This window comes from Roseinatronobacter sp. S2 (assembly GCF_029581395.1).
Taxonomy (GTDB): domain Bacteria; phylum Pseudomonadota; class Alphaproteobacteria; order Rhodobacterales; family Rhodobacteraceae; genus Roseinatronobacter.
Genome location: NZ_CP121113.1, coordinates 3,391,111 through 3,412,630, shown reverse-complemented (window position 1 = coordinate 3,412,630; position 21,520 = coordinate 3,391,111). Strand labels below are relative to the sequence as shown.

The window sequence follows — 21,520 nt, the reverse complement described above, 5'->3', positions numbered from 1 at the left end:
GCCTAGAACTTTGATCGGGTCCGGCATGTCCGCTGAAAGGGCGTCAACTGGGTAACGGCACACAACACCGAAAGCGCATGCGGCCGCAATTGGACCAAAGGATATGGGACTTAAGGAGTAGGCATAAAGAATTCAGATATCTCAAAACATGCGGGCGTTCTTCCACGCATCTGAATCGGGTGAGGTTTCCTCAAGCTTTACACCTTTCTCACCCGGCCGACGGCTCCATTCGAGTTCATCAAAAGACCAGAGCCTTCGCAGCCGCACCAGTCTATGTGCCTCATAACTATAGAGCATCTTGCGTTTTAATCGGTGCCATTGGCCGATTAGCACAATGCATCGCAACAAAGGTGTCTGCCCAGGTGCAGGCCGGCTATACCAATCGTTTCGGCAACGCCTCCCGCTCAGCACAAAGCGTCGAATTTCTTCGAAGTGAGTGCTCCGGATACCCGAAAGTCTGACTGCCCCCACATTGTGGCACTCTCCATTCTCCATATAGGGCGATGCTACATAGCCGTGTCCCCGCCTTTGTTTGCGCCGTGCTCTTTACTTTTTGCATCATTCTTGTGCAGCAATGCGTCCGCCAGAAGTGCGTCGAGGGCCACATGTGAGGCATATCCACCCGTCAAAGCTGCATGGGTTGCATCGAGCTTGGACAGACCTGAGACCACTAGTAGCCCTTCCATCTTACGCAGTGCGTCAAGGTCGGCTCCGATCATCCGCCGATCAAGTTCTCCAGTAATTGAGACGCCATATCTGTCAATGAAGCGGCCAATGATTATACCAACCGCGCCTTTGGCGGCATAATCCGAAATGTCCTTCTCGGTGGCAAGATTGAACTGAACTACATGCGTGTCAGGTGTGCAGGGACTCAAAGAAAAAATAGCTTTGTTGCAGTTGTTTAGCAGATTGAGTTGCTCCGCTATAATGGGCTCTGCGCGCAGGCGATCCGTAAGATCGGCTGTGGTGCAGACCGCAGGAGCATTCAGATTGACGCAATGAGCGGAAAGACGTCTGGCGATCTCAGTTGTACAGCTTTCACAGGTAGGCAATATGGGGTTGGCTAGGGAGCCAATAAGCTGCCGCACAACCAGACCGTCGACGGGCCACCATGGGACGCGTTCCGATACGAATGACACAGTTTGTCCCCAACTGACCCCAAGCGTATCGCCAGGCTTCACAAAATCTGGCAGGAACTGGGCCGCTGCCTCGCAGACTTGTTGGGCTGTTTCGGCTTCGTTAGATTCTTCTGGAATAACAAAAGCACTTTTCAGCCCAAATCGAGCACAAAGCCGATCAGCCAGTTCGTTGACGCGGAAATGTGTGCCCTGAATTTTTACTCCAATGATCTGACGTTCCTTCGCGAGCCGCAGATATGTAACGACAGTCGGTCGTGACAGTTTCAGGCGGGTTGCGATTTCTGCCTGATTCAATCCTTTGATGTAGTAAAGCCAAGAAACCTCCGCGACGATCTTGTCAGAGGGGTGGTTAGAACGGACCATCGATAGCCTCATCTTTCGGTGCAACATTTGGGACCAATTAAACAGTGTCCTGCATAGCGTCAAAGCGAAGGACTTCAGTGGTAATTCGTAGATCCTCGTCCAACACGCGATCGGGATGTTTTCCCGCGCGGGCAAGGTCTGCGTGATAACCGCGGACAGCGTCTTCAGACGAGGCATTGCCATCGGCGACCTGCCGCATCCAGTTGATCAGATTACACTGATCTTCGGCTTGATTGATCTTTCGTCCGAAAAGCGCAATCCGGGCCCCGTGCCTTTCGGACTGGGCAATCAACTCAAACGTGTCCCGGTGGGTTGCCCCGGCACCTCCCAGAACGCCCACCACCATAGAGGGATCGTGCTGCGCAAGTTGCTGCATTGCCTCTGGCCCGTTGTAATTGACCTTCAGAAATTCCGGGCGCTCCGCTGCGGTAAGGCTGGCTAGCAAACGGATGATGCTGTCGGTGACAAAAGCACCTATTTCATTCCCAGGCATCGAGTCGGCAAGGTTTGGATTAAAAACTTCCAGAAAGTGTTTCACACCGGCGACGCGCGCTTCGTGGCGAAAAGCGGCATAGGCTTCCAGTGTGCGTGCGTCAGCTTCCGTGTCGTTGTTAAACGTTACCGAATACAGACACAGATCACCGGGTGCAAGTTCTAGGTTGGCGCCTCTGAATGGCCGCGATGCCGTATCGGAATAGCGCCCGCCACGGATATTGCCCCAGACACAGGTAGACTCGTTGCCACGAAAGGCTGGCTGGATTGCGCGACCGTCGAACGCATGAATTTGCCGCAGTGCGTCAAGGTTACCCGCGGAAGTCAGCATGATGTCCACAATATCCTGATCGATCACGGCGCGAATCTGCTCTAGAAATTCCGGGCGGGTGCGTGGCCCGGCCGGGCGGCCATCTTCAGTTCGCCGTGCACCTGTTGCCAGCACGCCACCGGTAACGTCTGAATCCTTGGCGTCGGCGATCATATAATCACCCTTCTGATAATCACCTGCGCGTAGACGGGCGAGTTTGTCAGCGTAACGTGTTCTGGTCATCCTGTCGGTCCTTGTACAAGCTCAGCCCTGTTTCGGGGTCGAAGACGTGAATATGGTCGGGAGCAATGGTAAAAGACACGGGATTTCCCGGTGCCAGGCTGCGAAACTCCTTGGTCACAAAAGACATTTCCTGCCCGTCGACATCTGTAATGACCTGCCCTTCAGCACCCATGTTTTCGACCAGAACCACGGTCCCACTGATGGCGTTACGGCAATTTGGTGCGCATAGGTCCATGCGTGCAGGGCGCAGGCCCAACTCCACCTTCTGGCCGGGTATCAGATCAGGGAAACTGTCTGGCGAAAGCTGCAATGTCATGCTGCCACCACTGGCTACAAGCCCATCTCCTGCCAGAATCCTGGCGCTGACAAAGTTCATTGCCGGTGTGCCGATGAAATCCGCTACAAAACGTGATGCGGGCCTCTCAAATATTTCGTCGGGCGTGCCCATCTGCTCGATCCGCCCGTCGCGCATCAGGACGATACGGTCGGCAATGGTCATGGCTTCAAGCTGGTCATGCGTAACGAAAATGGTTGTTGTCTTTAGCTGCATGTGGATTTTTCGGATCTCTGTGCGCAGCTTCTCGCGCAGTTTGGCATCGAGATTCGACAGCGGTTCGTCGAACAAGAACACTTTGGGTGTCTTGATCATGGCGCGTGCCATGGCAACACGCTGCTGCTGTCCTCCCGAAAGGTTCTTGGGGCGGCGTTGGAGAAATGGGGTCAAGCCCAGCAGGTCTGAGACCTGTTTCAAGCGTGGCTCGATTTCGGCACGGCTGGCGCCCTGGCGGCGCAGGCCGAAGGTTATATTATCGGCTACGTTCATATGCGGATAAAGCGCATAGTTCTGAAACACCATCGCCACGCCGCGTTCGCCCGGTGGCAAGTCGGTGACGTCGGTACCACCGATAGCGATACGCCCGGCGCTAACGTCTTCGAGGCCAGCGATCATGCGCAGCATGGTGGATTTCCCACAGCCCGAGGGGCCAAGAAAGACGACGAATTCCTGGTCGGGAATGTCGAGGTTCAACCCCTCGATCACTGGATGGGCACCGTAGGATTTAACGATGTCTTTGCAGATTATATTTGCCATTGAAGTGTCCTATTTCGGGCCGCTTCGGACCATGGAGTTCAAAAGGCCCATGAGCAGGCCGATGAAGACAAGCGGTGGCAGCACCAGCAGCACGGTGGCCGCGTTGATCACGCCCCAGGGCACCTCTTTGCCAAGCGAGGTGATGGACGCCGCGACCACCGGCAAGGTTGCTTTCTGGGCCGCAAGTGTTAGTGCGAGCAGAAGTTCGTTCCAGACCAGAACAAAGGTGAAAACCAGGGCACCAAAAAGTGAGGGTGCCGCAATCGGCAGCGAAAAGCGCCAGAAGATTTCGGCGGGTCCGCAACCTTCCATGGCGGCGGCCTCCTCGATCTGGCGGGGCACGCGCTCGAAAGCGGGAACAGCAAGCCAGATCACGGTCGAGATCGTTGTGATGAGATAGACAAGCACAAGACCAAAAAGCGTGTCATAGATGCCCAGATCCAGATAGATCACGATGAACGGAAGCGCGATTGCGACGGGCGGCATGAAGCGCAGCGACAGCACGAAAAATTGCACATCATCACCCCATCTGCGGGCATAGCGCGCCAGCGTATGTGCTGCCGGAATCCCGAGCATCGCGCCGACCAGCACCGCCGCAGATACGACGATCATGGAATTTACCAACCCGTCGCGGATCGTGGGATTCCGCAGAATGGTTGCAAAGTTATCCAGCGTTGGCGTGAAAAAGATCTTCGGCACCGGAGTGACAATATCGCGCAGTTCCTTGAATGCGCTCAGGACCGTCCAAAGAATTGGCCCCAGCGCCACGATGATCAGAACCGCCAGCAGCACCCGCACAGCAATGGCGGAAGTCAGTTTGCCCATTTCTTCCCCGCTTTCCAGATGATGGTGAAAGCCACCATGGTCACAATCAGCAGAAGAACCGACATGGCAGAGGCATAAGAAATACGTCCGCCCATGTTGATGCCCATCTGATACGCATAAAGATCCAGTGTTTCGGTTGCTGTTCCTGGCCCGCCACCTGTCATGACGAAGATAAGGTCAAACGACCGCAGGCTTTCCACAGCTTTTACAAGCGTCAGTGCAATCAGCGGTCCCTTGAGCATCGGGATCGTAACATAAGCGTGGATTTCCCAGGTACGGGCGTTATCCAGCATCGCCGCCTCGATTGGTTCGCGTGGCAATGTTTCCAGCAGTTTCAGCAAGATCACGGTGAAGAACAGACCCCATTGCCAGATGTCTACCACCGCGACTGAAATCAGCGCTAAGGATGGATTGGCAAGAAACTCTACCGGACCTATGCCGACCAACTCGCAAAGGTAATTGATAACACCAAGAGACGGTGAATAGAGAAAGCGCCAGATGAAGGCGGCAGCGACACGCGGCAACAAGACAGGCACAAGGAAAGCAAAACAGATCAGGTTGCGCCATAGCGGCTTCTTGACCGTCTCGAAGATCAGGACCGCGAGCAGCACCGCAAGGGTCAACGTCCCAACGACGGTGATTACTTCCCAGATTATAGAATTTTCCAGTGCATTGAAGAATCGACGGTCGCGCATAAGGCGCATAAAGTTGTGGAAACCAACAAATTCGTAGTCAGTCGAACGCAATGTGCGGTTCATGACTGCGAACCATACTGCTCCCGCAATCGAGACGAGCGCCAGCGTGGCCAGAAGGCCGATCGCCGGTGCGAGCGTCAGGGTGACGAACCGTTTCCGGGTCATGCTCTATCCTTCATGGGACGTTGTGCCCGGTGTGCAGGGAAACCCCTGCACACACGGACGGGAAAGTTGCGTTACTTCAGCCCTGCAAGGCTGTCCTCGGCAAAAAAGGCAGCTTCATCAAGCACGCCCTGAACATCGGTGCGGGTGCCGGCGAAGATTTCCTCTAGTGCAAGACCCAGCGTGTCGCCGATTTCAGGCCAGACTGGGCTGGCCATGATCAACAGATCCGTTTTGGGGCCGGTCGCAAGTAGCGCATCGATATACTCCTGCGGCACCAATGCATTGAATGCATCACCTTGCAGTGTCGATGTCCGCCCGACATCCGATGCGATTCCTGCCTCAAGTCGCTTCTGTTCCATTTCTCTGGATGTGGCCCAACCGATGAAGTCACCTGCCACAATCTTCATGCAACCCTCGGGGGCGCCGACTGTCGATACCGCCCAACCATGCGCCCAGCCCGCCGAAGGAAGTGGATCAGGTGGCGGCGCGTAGCCTACCTTGCCGACGACAGCGGACTTCGAGACATCTTCCATCCAGGGACCGAACACATCGGATTCGATCAGAAACGCCACCTGTCCGCTGCGGAACGCCTCGATCGAATCTGACCAGTTGAAGGTTGCTACACCCGGCGGGGCATAGGCCATCAGGTCTTTGTATAGTTCTGTCGCTTCGACCCCGGCCCGACTATTGAAGGCAGGCATCCCGTCTTCAAGCCATTCGCCGCCGAACGCCCGGAAAAAGGGGGTCCAGCGCCACACATTCATTCCCGAGCCGCGTTGCCCGCGCGCTGCCCAACCATACGCACCGTTATCTGCTTCGCTCAGTGCCTTGATTGCGACAACCAAGTCGTCCAGCGTGCGTGGCACGTCCAGCCCGGCGTCTTCCAGCAGGTCTTTGCGATACATCATCACATCGCCGCCACCGACAAAGGGCGCGAAATACTGCACGCCATCGATTGTGGCGACATTGCTGAGGTCTGTGCGGAAATCAGAGATGTCATAGCTTTCGGGCACAACGTCGGCTATGGGATACACCCATCCGGCCGAGACATATTCGGCCAGGTTTGCCTCGTCTATATAGATTACCTGATAAGACCCGGCCCCGGTCGACGCGTCCAGCCGCGCCCTGGCACGGCGCTCGTTCTCGCCAAGCAGTGTAATCCTGACCTGAGTATCCCATTTCTCGTTGAACTCTGACAAGCGTTTGTCGAGTTCCGTGACCGCAGGCATACCTTGCCCAATCACGTTGATCGATGGCACTTGCCCCTTGCAGGACATTTCGTCCTGCGCGTGTGCCTGCAAGGCCAGTGTGCAGAACGCCGTACTCAGTAGCAAAATCTTACGTTGCATTGATCTTCCTCCCTTGGTTTTCGATGGTATCCTCTCCGCCTTAGCAAGCGGTCTGCTTCAATTGCTCTGCCATACCTTCATCAAGCAGGCAGAACTTCCTGAACCTCTCTTCATAGAAATCGGCTAGCTTCGGGTCGGGTTCGTAGCGTTGTCCGGCACCAGTCATCTGGCGCGATGCCTCGGCAAGATTGGCATAGGCCCCGGATGCGACTGCCGCACAGATGGCGGCACCCAGCGCGCCGACCTCGGTGGTGCGGACTGCCTCGACAGGGCGCTGGCAGATATTGGCAAAGATCTGCGCCCAGACTGATGACTTCGATGCGCCACCGGCAAGGCGGATTGTCGGCGGAAAGTGGCACCCGGCAAGGGCCACTGCTTCGTCGGCGTGGCGTTTTGCCTGAAATACGACCCCTTCGTAGATGGCCCGCAACATGGTGCCAAGATTGTCACCGGCGGACATGTCCACAAATCCGCCACGGCGTGGTTCGGGGCCGAAGATATAGGGCAAAAACTGACAGCGACGCGTTATGACAGGGCTGGCCGCAACCATTTCGTTGGCTGTGCCAAGCGACAGTTTCCCACCCATGACATGATCCAGAAACCAACCCAGATTGGCTGCCGAACTGGGGCTGCCTTCGGCGATCAGCCTGCCCGCACCGCCGCGATAAAGCATATTGAGGATTGGTACATCTGCGCCTTGGCTTTGGGATGGTCCCGTTTCCAGACAGTTGATCGACCAGGTGCCTGCAATCATCGTCAGAAACGGCGCATTGAAAGCCCCTGCGCCAAGCGCGCAGGCTGCGACATCCATCATCGATCCCGCGACAGGTGTCCCTTCGGGTAGACAGGTTTCTTCGGATGCGCGGCGCGAAATATGGCCGGCGATCATGTCACTGTCCACGATAGGCGGCAGACGGTGGAGATGCGGGGTCAACCCCAACCGTTCGAAAACAGACAAGGCATAGGTGCCTGATTTCAGGTTCATCAATCCCCCGCCGCTGGCATCTGTGGGGTCAGTAGAGGCACTGCCTGTCAGACGCATGCGGATCAGGTCTTTGCAGGCCAAGGCCCAGCGGGTACGATTCATCACCTCGGGTTCCGTGCGGGCAAGGTATGCCAATTGCATGACAGTTTGCCCGCCCCATATACGGTTGCCTGTAATCTCTGCGATTTCTGTAGCTTCGTTCGTGGCGGCAAGCGCATCCACCAGCGGTTGCGCCCTGTGATCGACCGAAACGATTCCCGGCCGCGTCCCGTGACCGTCATCGTCGACAAGAAAGATTCCATTGCCGAAGCCCGTGCAGCCAACGCCTAAAATCCTGTGCTTTGCGCAGACAGCCATAATCCGGCGCAAGGCCAGCACGGTACCGGACCAGAACGCTTCAACTTCGCGCTCGACCCTGCCATCATCATGATGGATGGTTTTCACGGCGGCGGTTTCTATGGCGAAAGCTCCGCCAGTCAGGTCAAAGGCAACGACCTTGACGACGGTACCTCCAGCGTCGATGGCAATTATAAGATCGTCACTCATGCATCGACCTCCTCGGGCTGAGTGCGTCTTCCCATCAGTCTCGGATCTCGCAGCGCTGCCTCGATTTCTCTCGCCAGATCGTTCCGCGAACGCCCGGTTTGCTGATGGATCAACGTTGCCAGATCATCAAGCGTTTCACGTTGTAGCCCATGTCCGAATGTCAGGCGGGAACGACGCAATGCCAGATCCTCGATCCGCATCGCAGCTCGGGCGCGGATCGCCCAGATCATTTCGCCACGGCAGTAGTTCGCTGCCCCAGCTAACGCAGTGGCACCAGACCCCATGCATAGCGGGGCAACTTCGCGCGCCAGCGCGCCATAGCGTTGAACAAGCCGGTTAGCCATGTCCTGTGTGCAACCTGTCTGGTCAATGATGTCGCGCGCCGTGCAGGGGGCAGCGCCGGGATAATGGCGAGCCGCCGTCGAGTTGCTGCGCGTGCGACCAAGTCGTGCCAGAACCCTGTCGCCGGCACCTTCGGCAAAGGCACGAAACGTTGTCCATTTGCCACCGACCATTGACAGCACGGGCGCATTCAGATCTTCAAAGCGATCTTCTTCCAAGGCGTGGTCGCGGGCCGCGCTGGTGGCCGAACCTGAACTGCGCCGCAATGGACGAATGCCTGTGGTCATCGAGACAATCTGATCCCCGGTCACCGTAATGTCAGAAAACAGCCCGTCTATTGCGCCGAGCAGATAGCCGACCTCGTCTTGGGAGATGGTTCGATCCTCTGGCTCGCATGTGTCAACCTCGGTTGTGCCGACAAGCACATTTTCCCCAACGGGCAATGTGATTATCATGCGCCCTGACCCGTCATCGAAATAGAACGCCTTGCCGCTCATGCGTTTACTCAGTTCGGGGTTGTCGAGTACGATATGTGCCCCCTTTACCCCGCGCAGATAGTGCGTATTGCCCCCAAGTTGTGCATTCACGCGGTCGATCCAGGCACCGGTCGCATTCACGACAAGTTTCGGGCGAATTCGGAAAATGTCTTCTCCGAAAAGGTCTTGAACAACAAAATCATCACCATGCCGTTTCCAGCAAACGTGGTTCAGCGCGGCGATCTGATCGCTCTGCGACATGGATTCTGCGATCATTTCGAATATCAGCCCTTCAGGCTGATTGATTTGCCCGTCATAATAGGTCACGAGCGCACGGGTGCCGGGGTGCAGGCCCGATGGGAACCGGGTCTTGCGCAAGATCGTCTTGTGGGCAGGAAGCGGGTGTTCTTTCCGGCCATAGGCTTCATACAAGCGCAACGCGCCTTCAAGCGCGGCAAGTGACAGCGGCCCGCTTTTTTTTGACAGACCTAAGAAACGACCGACAGAACCCGAGAAGCCCGCAACCAGATTGTGTAAGGGAACAACAATTTCCAATGGCTTCACCTGATGCCCGGCGAAGACAATCAGCCGATTGCGTTCCCTCGCTGACTCAGCAACCAGCGCAAATTCGCGCCCTTCCAGGTAACGCAATCCCCCATGTGCCATACGACTGGACGCACTGCTGGCCCCGGCACAGAAATCGCCGGTGTCCAACAGCACGCAGGAAAGGCCATTCAACGCAAGGTCGCGTAGTGCCGCGACGCCATTTACACCGCCACCCAGAATAAGGACATCAATCTTGGACAGTGCTCCAAGTCGGGTTTTCGCAAGATCACGCTGGGAGGTGTCCATTGCAATGAGAGATGAGGCTTGTGTTTTCATACAGGAGAGAGAACAGCAAGAGACTACTTTTGTAAAGTGTATTTTTCTAATGTTAAACTATAGTCGTACACCACTCCCTCACAATTTAAATTAATTTCTGCTTTGTTCGTATGCTCACAAACGCTGCATGGTGCAGTTTATGCAGTTAATTTTGCTGAGGGATGCCACTGATCTCTTGGACGGGGCCAGACATGTGACTACACTTGCCCTGTGTGGGCAATTTGCAATGCCCAAGAGGTTGCTGCTGAGTTCGATTACAGGATTCCCCTCCTCGTGCAGCATAAACAGAAGGTTTCATGCTTGCGCAGCAAGTAAACCGGAACAGCACCACCGCTACTCCGTTGAACGCATCGCGGATACACTGGAGCGTGACGCGGATAGCGTTGACGCTTGAAAAAAGTTTGCACGACAAAACCGTCGCGTGTTGATTGCCACTGAGGGTTGATCAGAAATCTACAGCCCTGCGCGGGTTCGTGCGCCACCCGGGCGGATTTCTGACAGCGGATGCAGAGCTGGCCGACGCAGTGATTGCGATGCGGCGGGAGCTGTCGATGATCGGGTCGAACGTCAACCAGATTGCACGATGGCTAAATGACCCGCGTTTGCAACCCAAAGACCGCAAGCTGAGCAAACGAGATGCGGAGGTGTTGCACGAGTTGCGCGCGGCGGTCACCAGTGCGCGGGAGCATCTGGCCGTGCTTTGGGGCAAGAAGGCTCGCACGCGCGATGCGGCATTCAAGGCCATCATCGAGGGCGCCGATGGCCGGTGAGCAAGACGCTGAAAGCGCCACTGAGCTTGACGCGGGGACGACGATGATGCTTTCTACGCGCTCCGCTTCCGCTGGAATGTAGAATTCTCACTCAGCGCTATCGATAGCTCTCAGGCTATAATTCGTATTTATAGCCGCAAAGCTATATTAACAAAATATCGCCCAAGAGCTATCAATTCACCATGACCGACGCCTTCGCATTCCCCATCCGAAGCCTCAGACAGGCCGGGGCGCCCTGCGTGCCCGACGAGCCGCGTGCAAGATCAGCCAGAAACAGCTTGGGGAAATGACGGGCACCGCACAGTCCACCATTTCCGACATCGAAAACGGCGTCGTGTCAGTAAGCCTCGATGTTTATCTGCGCCTCCTTGAGGCCCTTGGCGCAGAGCTGTCGGCGACCGACCGTCTGCCCGATCGGGATTTGCTCTGAGATGGCGCGCGACACCCGTGCAGGTCGCCGCACACGCCAAAGCAAAACCGCCGTCTGGTACGAGAGGTCCAAAGTCGGCACCCTGACGCGGGCGACAGATGGCGCGATCAGCTTCACCTACGATCCAACATGGTTGGTGTCCGACACTGCTTTCCCCGTGGCCAGCGCCTTGCCTTTGTCCAAGGCCAAATGGCAGGGCGATCCCGTCGTCGCCGCTTTCGACAATCTGCTGCCTGACGCAGAGGGCGAGCTGCGCGAAAAGATCGCCGCGCGGGTCGGGGCACAGGGGAAGGATGTATTCTCGCTCCTGTCAGTGTTGGGGCGCGGTTGCGTCGGGGCGCTTCAGTTTCTGCCAGTGGATGAGCCCCCGTCCGAGCAGGACATGCAGTATCGCATCATCTCGGAAGATGAGATGGTAGGTGAACTGGACGAATGTTCCGCCGGGGCGCAACGTGCTGTACGCTACGGTGAGGATCTTCTGCTGGATCGACCTGGACATTGCCAGAAGCGGCAGGCCCGAGACGATTGCGCCAGCAGATCGCTGAAGCCGCGCCCTCGCATGGTGGTCCAGGCTTTGTGCAAGGTCGCAGACGATGTCCAGCTCCGGAAATCTTTCGCGCAGAAGCAGCGTGAAGGCCGGCGAACGCTCGATGAGCAAGAGGTTTTCGGGCGCAACCCTTCGGAACAGCAACGCCCGCGTGAAGACGCCCGTTCCGGGGCCGAGTTCGATAACCGGGCCGGTTTCAGGCCCGATCCCTGCGGTCATGATGCGCGCCAGCGTCCGTCCGGACGGTGCAACCGCTGCGATGGCCAAAGGGTCGGCCAGCCACGCCCGCAGGAAGCGCGCCCCGTCGCCTGCTTGCAGCGACTGCGCAGGGCCGCTCATGCTTCAGCCGAAGCGTTGACGGCACCATGTCGCGACCCGGTTGCGCGGGCCTGAAAGGCGGGCTGTGCCATCATGCGCAAGCCGTCTTCGGGCGACAGGACCGGCGCGTAGCCAAGTTCCTTCCGCGCCCGCGAGATGTCGACCGTGAAGTCCTTGCCCATCAGCCGCAGCATTTGCCGGGTGAGCGGCGGCTCGCCCTTCAGGCGCAGCAGGCGCCAAACTGCGCCCATGATGCCCGCCATCGTCCAGGCGATCCCGAAGGGTACGCCGCGGTCGTCTGGCCGCACGCCGCGGGTCGCCAGAAGGCGCGTCAGGAAGGACTTCAGGGTTGTGTCAACACTGTCCGACACGAAATAGGCGGCACCGTCCTTTCCCTGGTCGGCCGCCAGGACCAGCGCGTGGCACAGATTGTCGACATGACAGGTTGACATGGCCTGCCCGCCGCCAGCCACCCACCGGAACTGCCCGGCTTTCACAGTCTCCACCATATGGTCGAGCATTGGCATGTCCGGCCCCCAGATCATGGGCGGGCGGATCGCAACGGTCGAGAAGCCCTTGCGGCGACCGCTTGCCGCCCGCAGGAGTTCTTCGGCGTCAGCCTTGCTGGCGGAATAGGGAGCAAATCCCATCCGTTGCAAAGGCAGGCCCTCGGTCGCGCCGCGCTGCGGTTCGGGATGTCCCATGACGACGGCGGCGGCGCTGACATAGACGACGCGCCTGACACCCGCGCGCTCGGCAGCGGTCACCACATTGCGGGTGCCATCGACATTCATGGCACGAAAGGTCCGGAACGGACCCCAGAGCTTGAAATGGGCCGCAACGTGGAAAACCGTGTCCACCCCCTCCATCGCCCGCTCGAGCGCGTCAGGGTGGGCGAGGTCAGCGTGGTGCGGCTCGGCCCCCAGCGCAGCAACGGCGGCCCGGCTTGAGGCCGACCGGCCGATCCCGCGGACCTGCCAGCCGGTCTTGATCAGGCGCGCGATGAGATGGCCACCGACGAATCCCGACCCTCCGGTGACGAGAGCGGTGCGGCGAGTGGGACTGTCGGAAATTGGTGTCATGGCGGAGCTCCTTTGCTTGCACAAGTAACATTGCAGATTAAGGAAAGTTACACAATACAAAAAATGAAATCTGTTACATGTTGCGTTTTGCCGACCCTTGCCCTAGACCTTTGCGCATGGAAAGCAACACCACTGACCCACGCGACCGCATCCTGAAAACAGCCAGGGATTTGATCCGCCGCTTTGGCGGCGCGAAGACAAACGTGGTCGATATCGCCCAGGCCATGGGCCTTTCGCACTCGGCGATTTACCGACACTTCCGGTCCAAAGCCGAAATCTTCGACGCCCTCGCCGCCTTGACGATGGCCGAAGAAGCCGCGCTCGCCGAAACCTTCGTCAAGGCGGATGCTCCTGCTGCCGAGCGGCTGGCGGCCCTTGTCCTGACACTCCACCGCAGCAAGCGCGTCAAGCTCGCCGACGATCCCGAGATGCACGCCCTGTATCGGCGCATCGTGGAGGAACGCCCGGACCTCATTTCGGACTATGCACGCCGCATGACCGGCCTCCTCCGCCTCCTCCTCGCCGACGGCGTCGCGCGGGGGGAGTTCGGCACGATGGACCTCGACGCGGCGGCAGGCGCCGTCCGCGACGCCTTCACAGTGTTTGTTCATCCCGCGCATGTCGAGGCCGCGACAAAGGCCGGACTGGATCAGGAGGCAGGCTTGCAGACCTTGATGGGCTTGGTTGTTGCTGGTCTCGTTGCAGGAAGCACCCAGATCGGCGCTGTCCAGACGGAACACCCGGAGGAATAACCTGGCCTGGAGCAATTTCGACGATAGACCCATGCCCTCCAGAAGCTGGGTCTGCCGGGAGCACCTGCCCAAACCACATGCGCACAGCTGCGGTTGAGTATTTGCGAACGTCCGCTTCTCTAATTGGGCATTTGGGTCAAGCTCGTTTTCCTTCTTTCTCGTGGACCATTGCCACTCATCCGGGATGCGCTTCTCGTTACGCAGCAGCCATTTTCGGCTTCTTCCACGGACCTCGTCCGGTGAGGGACGATCCCGTTCGGCTTTGGAGGGTGGCGGATCAGATCATGCTGTGCCCTCCACCTCTGCCGGACGGAACTCGGTGCCATCTCCACACATTCGATACAGCAGGACGGCTAGTTTCCTGGCAGCCTTCGTGATACCTGTGTTTACAGCATCATTCCGTCGGAATGGCCAGCCGTGCGTGCGGGGCTCAAATGGAAGCTGGAACAGTTCAGCGCTGAATGACGGCGGCGCGCTGACGCAGCTGAATAGCTCGTTGTCGTCTTCAGCCCGATTTTCACACTTCGCGGTTTTTCGATGAGAGCTGATGGCTTTAAACAGCCGCGAGATCGGTTTTCTCAGCCGATCGGCGCCGATGGGACGATTATAGGCAGAGCTTGGCCAGTTTCCGGAGGTTCTGGGCGGTGGCGGCGAGTGTAAACTCGTCTTTCACCCCCAGCGGCCCCCTCAACCTTAAACGGTTGAGGCCCAGGATATGCTTCAGATGCGCGAAGAGCATCTCGACTTTCTTGCGCCGCCTCGAGGCGATTTCATTGAATGCGGAGGCCGTGCAACTGCGGGCAAAATCGCGCACCACCTCGTATTTCCCACACTGGAGGCTGCGGGTATCGCTGTTGGGGCAGCATTTTGCCTTCGCATAGCAGACCTGACAGTCTGCCTTTGTCCCGCGATATTTGCGCGGTTTCATCTCGGTCGAAACACATCCCCTATAGCAAAGATGATGGCTGCATCTTATCGATGTATTGCTACAAGTGGTATGCACCGCTGACGTTCATGCGCGGGTCATCCCGGTCGCCGGTCCCGCCGACAAGCTCCGAAACGGAAGAGACGCGCCATCTGAACATCCACGAAAAGGACAATCTGGACGAAGGCCAGATCGAGGAGTAGTTAAGACAGGCCAGCCGACTGCCGAGCGTGACGCTTCAGGAAACCGGCACCAGAAACGCAAAGCCCAAGCAACACAACACGCGCGAAGAGGACGCAACATGAGCACGGACCCGTTTCAGGGCTTTAATCTCTATTTTGCCGCTGCCGAGGGCCCGGCATTGTCGACTGAACAAGATGCACTGGATCTTTTGGGGGAAACATGGGGCACTGGGGCAGATGTTATCGTCGTGCCTGTGAACCGTTTCGCGCCATGCTTTTTCGAACTGAGCAATAAGCAGGCAGGGCATTTCTTCCAGAAAATGCAAAACTACCAGGCACGTTTGGTGATCCTCGGTGACATTTCCGTTCATGCTTCGCACAGCAAAGCGCTTGCTGGTTTTGTGGAAGAGATCAATCGTATCGGCCATCACATATTCGCCTTTGATCGGAAAGATATGGAGGTCAAATTGAGTCGGAGTAGCTGGTCAGGCTGATTCAGACCCATTCAGCTAGTTCCGCCTGTGGCGAATCCGCCTTTTTTTGTCACGCCATCGAAAGCCGATATTGGAGCCTTCGCAGCGAAAGTTCACTTTGTCCGTAAAACTGTCGGTCGGGCGGCCTTTGATGTGCTGCACCGCCACAAGGCCGCTCCCTGCCTATTCTGTTCTCTAATGGGTCAATGTCTGAGTGCGCTGTCCTGAGCGGTTGGTGCCTTTCGGGAGCCTTCGTTCTCTGCGTGCTCGGTGCCGGCACTTTATGGGGTAAGCTGGGTGCGAGAGTGGCGAGGTTGAAATCGCAGTCGGCTTTTATCGACCGCGTGCTACAGAATCGGCGCCATCATCTGCTCCCTCCCTCGGGCGTCGCTCCCGCTCGGGAGCTCGGGGCGGTCTCCTTTCTCGTTGACCGGTGTCGCGTGTCGGCTTCAGGCCGGGTGGAAGTCGGTGTCGGTCTTGAGCATCGCATGCATGATCACGGCCAGGCGGCGCGCCAATGCGATCCGGGCTTTGCGCATGTTGGACCTCTGCGCGATCGCCAACGCCCAATCCTTCAGTTTCAGCGCGCCCTTGTAGCGAGTCAGCATGACGTTCGCGGCCTCGTAGAGCAGCGTCCGGACGCGGCGATCCCCGGTTTTCGATATATGGCCGGTATAGTCGAGCTCACCGGACTGATAGCGCCGTGGGACCAGACCAAGATAGGCGCCGATATCGCGCGATTTTCGGAACCGCGCCGGGTCGTCGATGGCGGCGGTAAAGGCAAGCGCAGTGAGCGGCCCCACGCCGGGGACCGTCATCAGCCGTCTGCAGGCCCTGGACTGTCGCACGAGATGTTTGATGTCAGTGTCGATGGCGGCGATCGCGGAAAGCACTGCCTCGCGTGCGCTGACCAGGCCACGCATCGCGGCGGAGAGGCCGGCTACGCCCTCACTCATGGCCAGAACATCCCGGACGAAGGTCGGGGAGAGCCCGCGTGGCAATCTCGCACCGAACACGACCGCCAGCCCGCGGATTTGGTTCTCCAGCATGATCCGCTGCCCGACCAGCTTCTTGCGGGCCATGATCAGAGAGCGGACCGCGTGGGCCGGAAGCGATTTGACGTGGACCTGTTTGAAGAACCCGGTCCGGGCCAGATGCGCGAGCCCTCGGGCATCGTTGCGGTCGGTCTTGTGCGTGGCGAGCGTCTTGAGTGCCTGGTAGGCCTGCCGACTTTCGATACAGACGATGGGCACACCGCGCTCGGCCAGTCCGTGGTAGAGCATCGGCGCCATGCGACCGGTCTCGAAAACGACAGACCTGCAAGCAGGCGCCCCGTCCAACGCTTCGCCGATGCCTTCCGGCGTCGAAGCAGCCACAGCCTCGCCGACAATCGTACCCTCTCGGTCGAGTACGCAAATATGCGTCTTCTCGAGCGAGACATCCAAACCTGCAAAATAGTCCATCGGTCTTCTCCTCTAAATGATGACCCAGATCCTATCAGGGTCTGCGAAGAGCAGTCAGACCATTACCCCATGTTGAAAAACGCCGTCGCGTGAAAAATGCCTCTGAAGCTTGGAACTACGTTCTTGCCGCAGATCATTTGGCAGGCTTTGTTTGCAAAATTGCGCTTTCACGGGAAGAAATTCCGTCGGTCTGACGTGTGGTGGCGAAGAGGCGAGTTTTTCAACAGCATCAGCCCATATTGACCATTTTCTGCTATGCAGCGAATGGCTGCTTGCTAGGGACCCAGAAAGATTGTCGACGTCGACCATATTGCGGGACGCCGCCCGTAATAAGGTCAGCAATGGTTTCAACTCTGGAGAGAGGCAGTTCGTGCCCTATTCCATCCAAGACGATCAACTCAGATCCCGCGATACCCCCAGCGAGGGCTTCACCGTTTTCGACTGGCAGGATTGGATCATCCGCACCGTGGAGGATTAGAACCGGAACGGTTATGTCACGAAAACGGCCGGTCCAATCTCGTCGCGTGTCAAGCGTTGCATGATTGAACATACTGGCTGGACTGGAAGTGCGCGCAAGTATCTGCTTAATGCGACTGCGCATGTAGGCTTCGTTAAAATTCTGACCCGAACCGGCACTTAGTCGTTCGTTGGTCAGCAGGAATTCCGTCGCCTCCGTTTCACGCGACCAATTCAGAGAAGCCAGATTGCCAAAATGATCTAGGAATTCCTTCGAGATGTGAGGCAACGCGGGGCCATCCCATCCAAGAGGTTCGGAAGCAAGGAGCGTCAGTGAGCGGACACGATCAGGATTTGTCAGGGCAACAATCTGCGAGATATAGCCACCCAAAGACATTCCCAAAATATGGGCGCTGTCCAGACCATAGCCGTCCATGATCCCGACAACATCGGATGCCATGTTTTCCACCGTATACCGCGCCGCGCCGGGCTGCACAGTCGTCGATTGTCCCGTATCGCGATGATCAAACCGAATGACGTAGAACCCACGGTTCGCGAGTGCGGCACAAAGTGTATCCGGCCACCCCAGCATGGAAGCCGTCGCGCCCATCACCAAGATCAAACTCGGGTTGTCAGGTGAGCCGAAGGCTTGTGTGGCGATCTGGATGCCTTGTGACTCGATCATCTTCATATCTTGCTCCCCGTTCATTTGGGCCAAAGTGGCCAGCGGCAATGACACCAACGCAGCCAGCTCACCAAGAAACTATCGACGATGCATATTGAAGTTCTCGTATATAACCGACATGTAGGTTATATACTGATATAACCAAGGCTAGGTCAAGTCCTGCGCTAGGTTGTCCACCGCCCACCTAAGCCTGCGAAGGACGAATTCGGACAAATCTTCGGACCCATCAGTGACGACCCACTGCATTGTGGCTCCTGCAATGATTGCATGAAGGTGCTTCGCCGTTTCAAGCCGTTCTGCGTTGTTGGGAAGCCTGGCCGCAATGGCCTTTTGGACAAGAGCATATCTTTGGTCGGCCAGCGACCGTAAACTAGGGTCGCGCGACTCGAAAGCTGCGATTTGAACACGGGCTGAAAAACCATCTCCTTTTCCCATGCTGCTGACGATTACTTCGAGAAATTGCCAAAGCGCGTCAGCACCCTCGATTATTGGAAGATCTTCGAGCCATGAACGGGTCGCTTCAACTTCTTGCTCGGCAATCCTTCGTAGGATCGAATCTCGATCACCGAACCTCTGAATTAATGTCGCACGAGAGAGGCCCACGTGCCGTGCGATGTCCGACATCGTGAAGATCATACCGCTGCTTGCCATGACATGCAAAGCGGCCCCCAGAACTTCCTCATCAGATACGGTCTTGGGGCGGGGCATGATTTCTCCGAAAGTCCTGTTTCATGTCGATGTTGGCTGACAATTGTGGCACTGAACAGCCCCAAAGACACTATCCGAGTTTTGCAGAGGACTCTACGTTCTATCGAAGAATTCCTTTGTTCAAGCTGACCTGCCCCCCGAAAGTTCCCTCAATCTGATGTAGATTCTGCCCAACCTTTGAAGGAGCAGACGACATGAGGAAAAGCCGTTTCACCGAAGCGCAGATCATCGGAATGATCAAAGAGCAAGAAGCTGGCATGGCCACGGCGGAGGTCTGCCGCAAGCACGGTCTCAGCCCGGCCTCGTTTTACAAGCTGAAGGCCAAGTATGGCGGGATGGAGTTGTCGGATGCCAAGAGGCTGAAGCAGCTCGAGGACGAGAACGCGAAGTTGAAGCGTTTGCTGGCGGATACCATGCTCGACAACGTTGTGCTGAAGGATTTGCTGGGATCGAAGCCATGGGACGCCATTGGTCCGAGGACCATGGCTGAGGCCTGACGACGCCGATGCAACGGCGGGACGCAGTGCTGCGGGCGATGAAGGATCATTCGATCTCTCAGCGCCGGGCCTGCGTCCTGATCGGTGTCGATCCGAAGACGGTGCGGCGCGAGCGGCCGCCCGATAATCCGGATATCCGTGTGGAAATGAACAAGATCGCCGAGAAGCGTCGCCGGTTTGGGTATCGGCGCATTGGTATCATGCTGGAGCGCAAGGGCATGGTGATGAACGAAAAGAAGCTCTACCGGATTTACCGTGAAGAGGGGCTGTCGGTGCGCCGCAGGCGAGGCCGTAAGCGGGCACGCGGCAGTCGGACACCAATGCCAGTGCCGCTGCGGCCGAACCAGCACTGGTCGTTGGACTTTCTGTCCGACACCTTCGGGGCTTGCCGGAAGTTCCGCATCCTGGCGGTCAACGACGATTGCTGCCGTGAAAACCTCGGCCTGATTGCCGACACCAGCATCTCTGGCGCACGGGTTGCGCGGGAGCTGGATGCGCTGGTCCGGATCTATGGAAAACCGGCCTGCTTCGTCTCGGACAATGGCACCGAGTTCACCAGCAAGGCGATCCTGAAGTGGACGAACGAAAACGCCGTCGAGTGGCACTACATCGATCCCGGCAAGCCGCAACAGAACGGTTATATCGAGTCATTCAATGGCAGCCTGCGCGACGAGTGCTTGAATGAGGAAATCTTCGACAGCCTGGACGATGCACGGCGAAAACTGGGCCTGTGGCGCTATGATTACAACCACGTCAGGCTACATTCATCGCTGGGCAACAAAACACCCGCTGAAGCGCGGCCCAAGCGCTTGAGCTATCTGAGGGCTCCGCGCACGGCGCGCTTGCCCAAGCCCAAAACGACAACTATCAACCCCAAGGACTCTCGTTATGAACGAGGGACGACCGGGGGCAGGTCATGGACCGCCGCCGACACGGATGGTGATGGCCGGATCAGCCGCGAAGAAGCCGTTGCCCTGAATCCCGGGTTTGCCGAATGGTTTGATCTTCTGGATGCGGATGGCGATGGCTTCATCTCGCCCGAGGGGGTCTGGCCGGGCGGTCGATGCGGCATAGCGCGCGTGTGAAATGACCTCTCCTTTCCTCGGACGCGCCCGTCACGGAAGCGGTGGGATGAGTTTGTCCGGGGAAAGGGAAACCTCAGCCATCAGCTGATTTGTGCAACAGCGTCCTGTTAAACCGATTCTTGCAAAAGGTCCGCAACTCTCAGATCCGCACCACCGATGGGGGCAATGAGACACGGATCCTTGCCATTCAGGTGGTGCTGCGCATTGCAGCCGCTTCCTGTGCAATACGGTTCAGCACATCCAGAACCGCCGCAGCGTCCCCGCCGTGGTTTGCGTTCCCCCCGAAAGCCGCGTCAAGTGCCTGCGCATTCGCACTGATCCGGTCAAACATGGCATCAAGTTCGCGCGCGGGAACCGGCATGCGCTCGGTGAACTCCACGAAATCATCGGCCTGTTTGGCCAGCATGAAATAGGCCGCCGCCTCTGGTGCGCTGCGGGCCTTTTCATAGGCGGCCTCGGCCAGCGCGCGGTAGCCGTGAATGCCGCGCCCGCGATCCTGCAAGGCTTCGATCAGTGAAGTGAACATCATACAGTCCTTTCTTGGAAAAACAGCCGAGATGCCCCGCCATTGCGGGCCGACCAGTCAAGTGGATTGTCCAGAAATGACCGGATTTCGGCCAGTTCACGGCTGCTGAACGGGCTGTCTGTGCCTGCCACGGCCAGAATATCCTGCCAATTGGCCAGGGCGTGCAGCGTCAGCCCTTCGGCGGTCAGCATGTCGCGGGTCTGGGGGAAAATATCATAGTAAAAAATAACCAGACAATCCGACACCTGCGCGCCCGCACGGCGCAATGCCTTGCAAAAACGCAGCTTTGATCCGCCATCGGTGGTCAGATCCTCGATCAGGGTCACTTGCTGGCCGGGTAATACCACGCCTTCGACCTGCGCATGCGGGCCATAACCCTTGGGCCGTTTGCGCACATATTGCATGGGCAGGGCGGTGTTGGCGGCGATCAGCGCAGCAAAGGGAATGCCAGCTGTTTCGCCGCCCGCGACCGCTTCGGTGCCTGCGATATCATTTCGCAACACTTCTGTCGCGCAGGCCATAAGGCGTTCGCGTATGTCTGGATAAGAAATGATGCGGCGGCAATCGATATAGACAGGACTGACAAGCCCGGAGCTGAACATGAACGGGCGGTCCACCGACAGGCGCACTGCACCAATCTGCAACAGCGCCAGCGCTGTTTCCCGTGCGATTTCAGCGCGCCGTGCGGGCGTCAATCCGGTCATGTCTGCAGATCCCGT

General features: G+C 57.7%; 20 protein-coding genes and 3 pseudogenes. 7 read left to right on the top strand and 16 right to left on the bottom strand.

The features are described from left to right. Nucleotides 1-506 precede the first annotated feature (506 nt). From P8S53_RS16420 to P8S53_RS16385, 8 genes are all read right to left on the bottom strand, one after another. Nucleotides 507-1,502: a sugar-binding transcriptional regulator gene (locus P8S53_RS16420; protein WP_277805054.1), complete on the bottom strand. Its 996-nt coding sequence runs from the start codon at nt 1,500-1,502 to the stop codon at nt 507-509. Nucleotides 1,503-1,539: 37 nt separating this feature from the next. Then, complete coding sequence (locus P8S53_RS16415) at nt 1,540-2,547, bottom strand: hypothetical protein (RefSeq protein WP_277805053.1); 1,008 nt, start codon at nt 2,545-2,547, stop codon at nt 1,540-1,542. Further along, nucleotides 2,525-3,637, bottom strand: coding sequence for an ABC transporter ATP-binding protein (locus P8S53_RS16410; RefSeq protein WP_277805052.1), 1,113 nt, complete (start codon nt 3,635-3,637; stop codon nt 2,525-2,527). The genes P8S53_RS16415 and P8S53_RS16410 overlap by 23 nt, the downstream gene beginning before the upstream one ends. 9 nt (nt 3,638-3,646) lie before the next feature. Beyond that, entirely contained in the window at nt 3,647-4,462 is an 816-nt protein-coding gene (locus P8S53_RS16405; RefSeq protein ID WP_277805051.1) for a carbohydrate ABC transporter permease, read from the bottom strand. Continuing rightward, on the bottom strand, nt 4,450-5,322 hold the full coding sequence (locus tag P8S53_RS16400) for a carbohydrate ABC transporter permease (protein ID WP_277805050.1): 873 nt from the start codon (nt 5,320-5,322) through the stop codon (nt 4,450-4,452). Before P8S53_RS16400 ends, P8S53_RS16405 begins: the two co-directional genes overlap by 13 nt. Nucleotides 5,323-5,393: 71 nt before the next feature. Beyond that, complete coding sequence (locus P8S53_RS16395; RefSeq protein WP_277805049.1) at nt 5,394-6,671, bottom strand: sugar ABC transporter substrate-binding protein; 1,278 nt, start codon at nt 6,669-6,671, stop codon at nt 5,394-5,396. Between the two features lie 40 nt (nt 6,672-6,711). Continuing rightward, nucleotides 6,712-8,202, bottom strand: coding sequence for an FGGY-family carbohydrate kinase (locus P8S53_RS16390; protein ID WP_277805048.1), 1,491 nt, complete (start codon nt 8,200-8,202; stop codon nt 6,712-6,714). Beyond that, nucleotides 8,199-9,872, bottom strand: coding sequence for a glycerol-3-phosphate dehydrogenase/oxidase (locus tag P8S53_RS16385; RefSeq protein WP_277805047.1), 1,674 nt, complete (start codon nt 9,870-9,872; stop codon nt 8,199-8,201). Before P8S53_RS16385 ends, P8S53_RS16390 begins: the two co-directional genes overlap by 4 nt. Before the next feature lie 458 nt (nt 9,873-10,330). Between P8S53_RS16385 and mobC the strand changes: the two genes are divergently transcribed. The 3 genes and pseudogenes from mobC to P8S53_RS21340 form a co-directional block, all read left to right on the top strand. Next, the gene (mobC, locus tag P8S53_RS16380) at nt 10,331-10,672 is read left to right on the top strand and encodes a plasmid mobilization relaxosome protein MobC (protein ID WP_277805046.1); all 342 of its coding nucleotides are present in this window, start codon (nt 10,331-10,333) and stop codon (nt 10,670-10,672) included. A gap of 286 nt (nt 10,673-10,958) precedes the next feature. Next, a complete protein-coding gene (locus P8S53_RS16375; protein ID WP_306417815.1) occupies nt 10,959-11,102 on the top strand; it encodes a helix-turn-helix domain-containing protein in 144 nt (47 codons plus the stop codon). Nucleotide 11,103: 1 nt separating this feature from the next. Next, nucleotides 11,104-11,391: pseudogene (locus tag P8S53_RS21340) on the top strand (HipA N-terminal domain-containing protein); the annotation flags it as partial. 21 nt (nt 11,392-11,412) lie between these two features. Here P8S53_RS21340 and P8S53_RS16370 read toward each other — a convergent pair. Together P8S53_RS16370 and P8S53_RS16365 are read right to left on the bottom strand one after the other, a co-directional pair. Then, entirely contained in the window at nt 11,413-11,988 is a 576-nt protein-coding gene (locus P8S53_RS16370) for a class I SAM-dependent methyltransferase (RefSeq protein WP_277805045.1), read from the bottom strand. Beyond that, entirely contained in the window at nt 11,985-13,049 is a 1,065-nt protein-coding gene (locus P8S53_RS16365) for an NAD(P)-dependent oxidoreductase (RefSeq protein ID WP_277805044.1), read from the bottom strand. Before P8S53_RS16365 ends, P8S53_RS16370 begins: the two co-directional genes overlap by 4 nt. A gap of 116 nt (nt 13,050-13,165) precedes the next feature. Between P8S53_RS16365 and P8S53_RS16360 the strand changes: the two genes are divergently transcribed. Then, nucleotides 13,166-13,801 (top strand): TetR/AcrR family transcriptional regulator, encoded by a 636-nt coding sequence (locus tag P8S53_RS16360; RefSeq protein WP_277805043.1) that lies wholly within the window; start codon nt 13,166-13,168, stop codon nt 13,799-13,801. A gap of 604 nt (nt 13,802-14,405) precedes the next feature. Here the strand turns inward: P8S53_RS16360 and P8S53_RS16355 are convergent. Beyond that, nucleotides 14,406-14,720 (bottom strand): annotated as a pseudogene (locus P8S53_RS16355) (transposase); the annotation flags it as partial. Between the two features lie 307 nt (nt 14,721-15,027). Between P8S53_RS16355 and P8S53_RS16350 the strand changes: the two are divergent. After that, nucleotides 15,028-15,402 (top strand): DUF4180 domain-containing protein, encoded by a 375-nt coding sequence (locus P8S53_RS16350; protein ID WP_277805041.1) that lies wholly within the window; start codon nt 15,028-15,030, stop codon nt 15,400-15,402. A gap of 428 nt (nt 15,403-15,830) precedes the next feature. On the opposite strand, the gene P8S53_RS16345 is transcribed toward P8S53_RS16350, so the two are convergent. The 3 genes from P8S53_RS16345 to P8S53_RS16335 form a co-directional block, all read right to left on the bottom strand. Beyond that, nucleotides 15,831-16,844 (bottom strand): IS110 family transposase, encoded by a 1,014-nt coding sequence (locus P8S53_RS16345; protein ID WP_277805040.1) that lies wholly within the window; start codon nt 16,842-16,844, stop codon nt 15,831-15,833. 253 nt (nt 16,845-17,097) lie between these two features. Next, on the bottom strand, nt 17,098-17,991 hold the full coding sequence (locus P8S53_RS16340) for an alpha/beta fold hydrolase (RefSeq protein ID WP_277805039.1): 894 nt from the start codon (nt 17,989-17,991) through the stop codon (nt 17,098-17,100). 141 nt (nt 17,992-18,132) lie between these two features. Further along, on the bottom strand, nt 18,133-18,693 hold the full coding sequence (locus P8S53_RS16335) for a TetR/AcrR family transcriptional regulator (protein ID WP_277805038.1): 561 nt from the start codon (nt 18,691-18,693) through the stop codon (nt 18,133-18,135). Between the two features lie 194 nt (nt 18,694-18,887). On the opposite strand from P8S53_RS16335, the pseudogene P8S53_RS16330 reads away from it, so the two are divergent. Both P8S53_RS16330 and P8S53_RS16325 read left to right on the top strand, forming a co-directional pair. Continuing rightward, nucleotides 18,888-20,082 (top strand): annotated as a pseudogene (locus P8S53_RS16330) (IS3 family transposase). Continuing rightward, nucleotides 20,000-20,275, top strand: a complete 276-nt coding sequence (locus P8S53_RS16325) for a hypothetical protein (protein WP_277805037.1) — start codon at nt 20,000-20,002, stop codon at nt 20,273-20,275. Before P8S53_RS16330 ends, P8S53_RS16325 begins: the two are co-directional and overlap by 83 nt. Nucleotides 20,276-20,462: 187 nt before the next feature. On the opposite strand, the gene P8S53_RS16320 is transcribed toward P8S53_RS16325, so the two are convergent. Then, entirely contained in the window at nt 20,463-20,804 is a 342-nt protein-coding gene (locus P8S53_RS16320; protein ID WP_277805036.1) for a hypothetical protein, read from the bottom strand. Continuing rightward, entirely contained in the window at nt 20,801-21,505 is a 705-nt protein-coding gene (locus P8S53_RS16315; protein ID WP_277805035.1) for an orotate phosphoribosyltransferase, read from the bottom strand. The genes P8S53_RS16320 and P8S53_RS16315 overlap by 4 nt, the downstream gene beginning before the upstream one ends. Nucleotides 21,506-21,520 lie beyond the last annotated feature (15 nt).

Bases quoted from the DNA above. Each gene is read 5' to 3' on its own strand.
- P8S53_RS16350 (WP_277805041.1), top strand. From the start codon at position 15,028: ATGAGCACGGACCCGTTTCAGGGCTTTAATCTCTATTTTGCCGCTGCC.
- P8S53_RS16395 (WP_277805049.1), bottom strand. From the start codon at position 6,671: ATGCAACGTAAGATTTTGCTACTGAGTACGGCGTTCTGCACACTGGCC.
- P8S53_RS16360 (WP_277805043.1), top strand. From the start codon at position 13,166: ATGGAAAGCAACACCACTGACCCACGCGACCGCATCCTGAAAACAGCC.
- P8S53_RS16400 (WP_277805050.1), bottom strand. From the start codon at position 5,322: ATGACCCGGAAACGGTTCGTCACCCTGACGCTCGCACCGGCGATCGGC.
- P8S53_RS16340 (WP_277805039.1), bottom strand. From the start codon at position 17,991: ATGAAGATGATCGAGTCACAAGGCATCCAGATCGCCACACAAGCCTTC.
- P8S53_RS16375 (WP_306417815.1), top strand. From the start codon at position 10,959: ATGACGGGCACCGCACAGTCCACCATTTCCGACATCGAAAACGGCGTC.
- P8S53_RS16365 (WP_277805044.1), bottom strand. From the start codon at position 13,049: ATGACACCAATTTCCGACAGTCCCACTCGCCGCACCGCTCTCGTCACC.
- P8S53_RS16390 (WP_277805048.1), bottom strand. From the start codon at position 8,202: ATGAGTGACGATCTTATAATTGCCATCGACGCTGGAGGTACCGTCGTC.
- P8S53_RS16385 (WP_277805047.1), bottom strand. From the start codon at position 9,872: ATGGACACCTCCCAGCGTGATCTTGCGAAAACCCGACTTGGAGCACTG.
- P8S53_RS16320 (WP_277805036.1), bottom strand. From the start codon at position 20,804: ATGATGTTCACTTCACTGATCGAAGCCTTGCAGGATCGCGGGCGCGGC.
- P8S53_RS16420 (WP_277805054.1), bottom strand. From the start codon at position 1,502: ATGGTCCGTTCTAACCACCCCTCTGACAAGATCGTCGCGGAGGTTTCT.
- P8S53_RS16405 (WP_277805051.1), bottom strand. From the start codon at position 4,462: ATGGGCAAACTGACTTCCGCCATTGCTGTGCGGGTGCTGCTGGCGGTT.
- P8S53_RS16410 (WP_277805052.1), bottom strand. From the start codon at position 3,637: ATGGCAAATATAATCTGCAAAGACATCGTTAAATCCTACGGTGCCCAT.
- P8S53_RS16335 (WP_277805038.1), bottom strand. From the start codon at position 18,693: ATGCCCCGCCCCAAGACCGTATCTGATGAGGAAGTTCTGGGGGCCGCT.
- P8S53_RS16415 (WP_277805053.1), bottom strand. From the start codon at position 2,547: ATGACCAGAACACGTTACGCTGACAAACTCGCCCGTCTACGCGCAGGT.
- P8S53_RS16315 (WP_277805035.1), bottom strand. From the start codon at position 21,505: ATGACCGGATTGACGCCCGCACGGCGCGCTGAAATCGCACGGGAAACA.
- P8S53_RS16370 (WP_277805045.1), bottom strand. From the start codon at position 11,988: ATGAGCGGCCCTGCGCAGTCGCTGCAAGCAGGCGACGGGGCGCGCTTC.
- P8S53_RS16345 (WP_277805040.1), bottom strand. From the start codon at position 16,844: ATGGACTATTTTGCAGGTTTGGATGTCTCGCTCGAGAAGACGCATATT.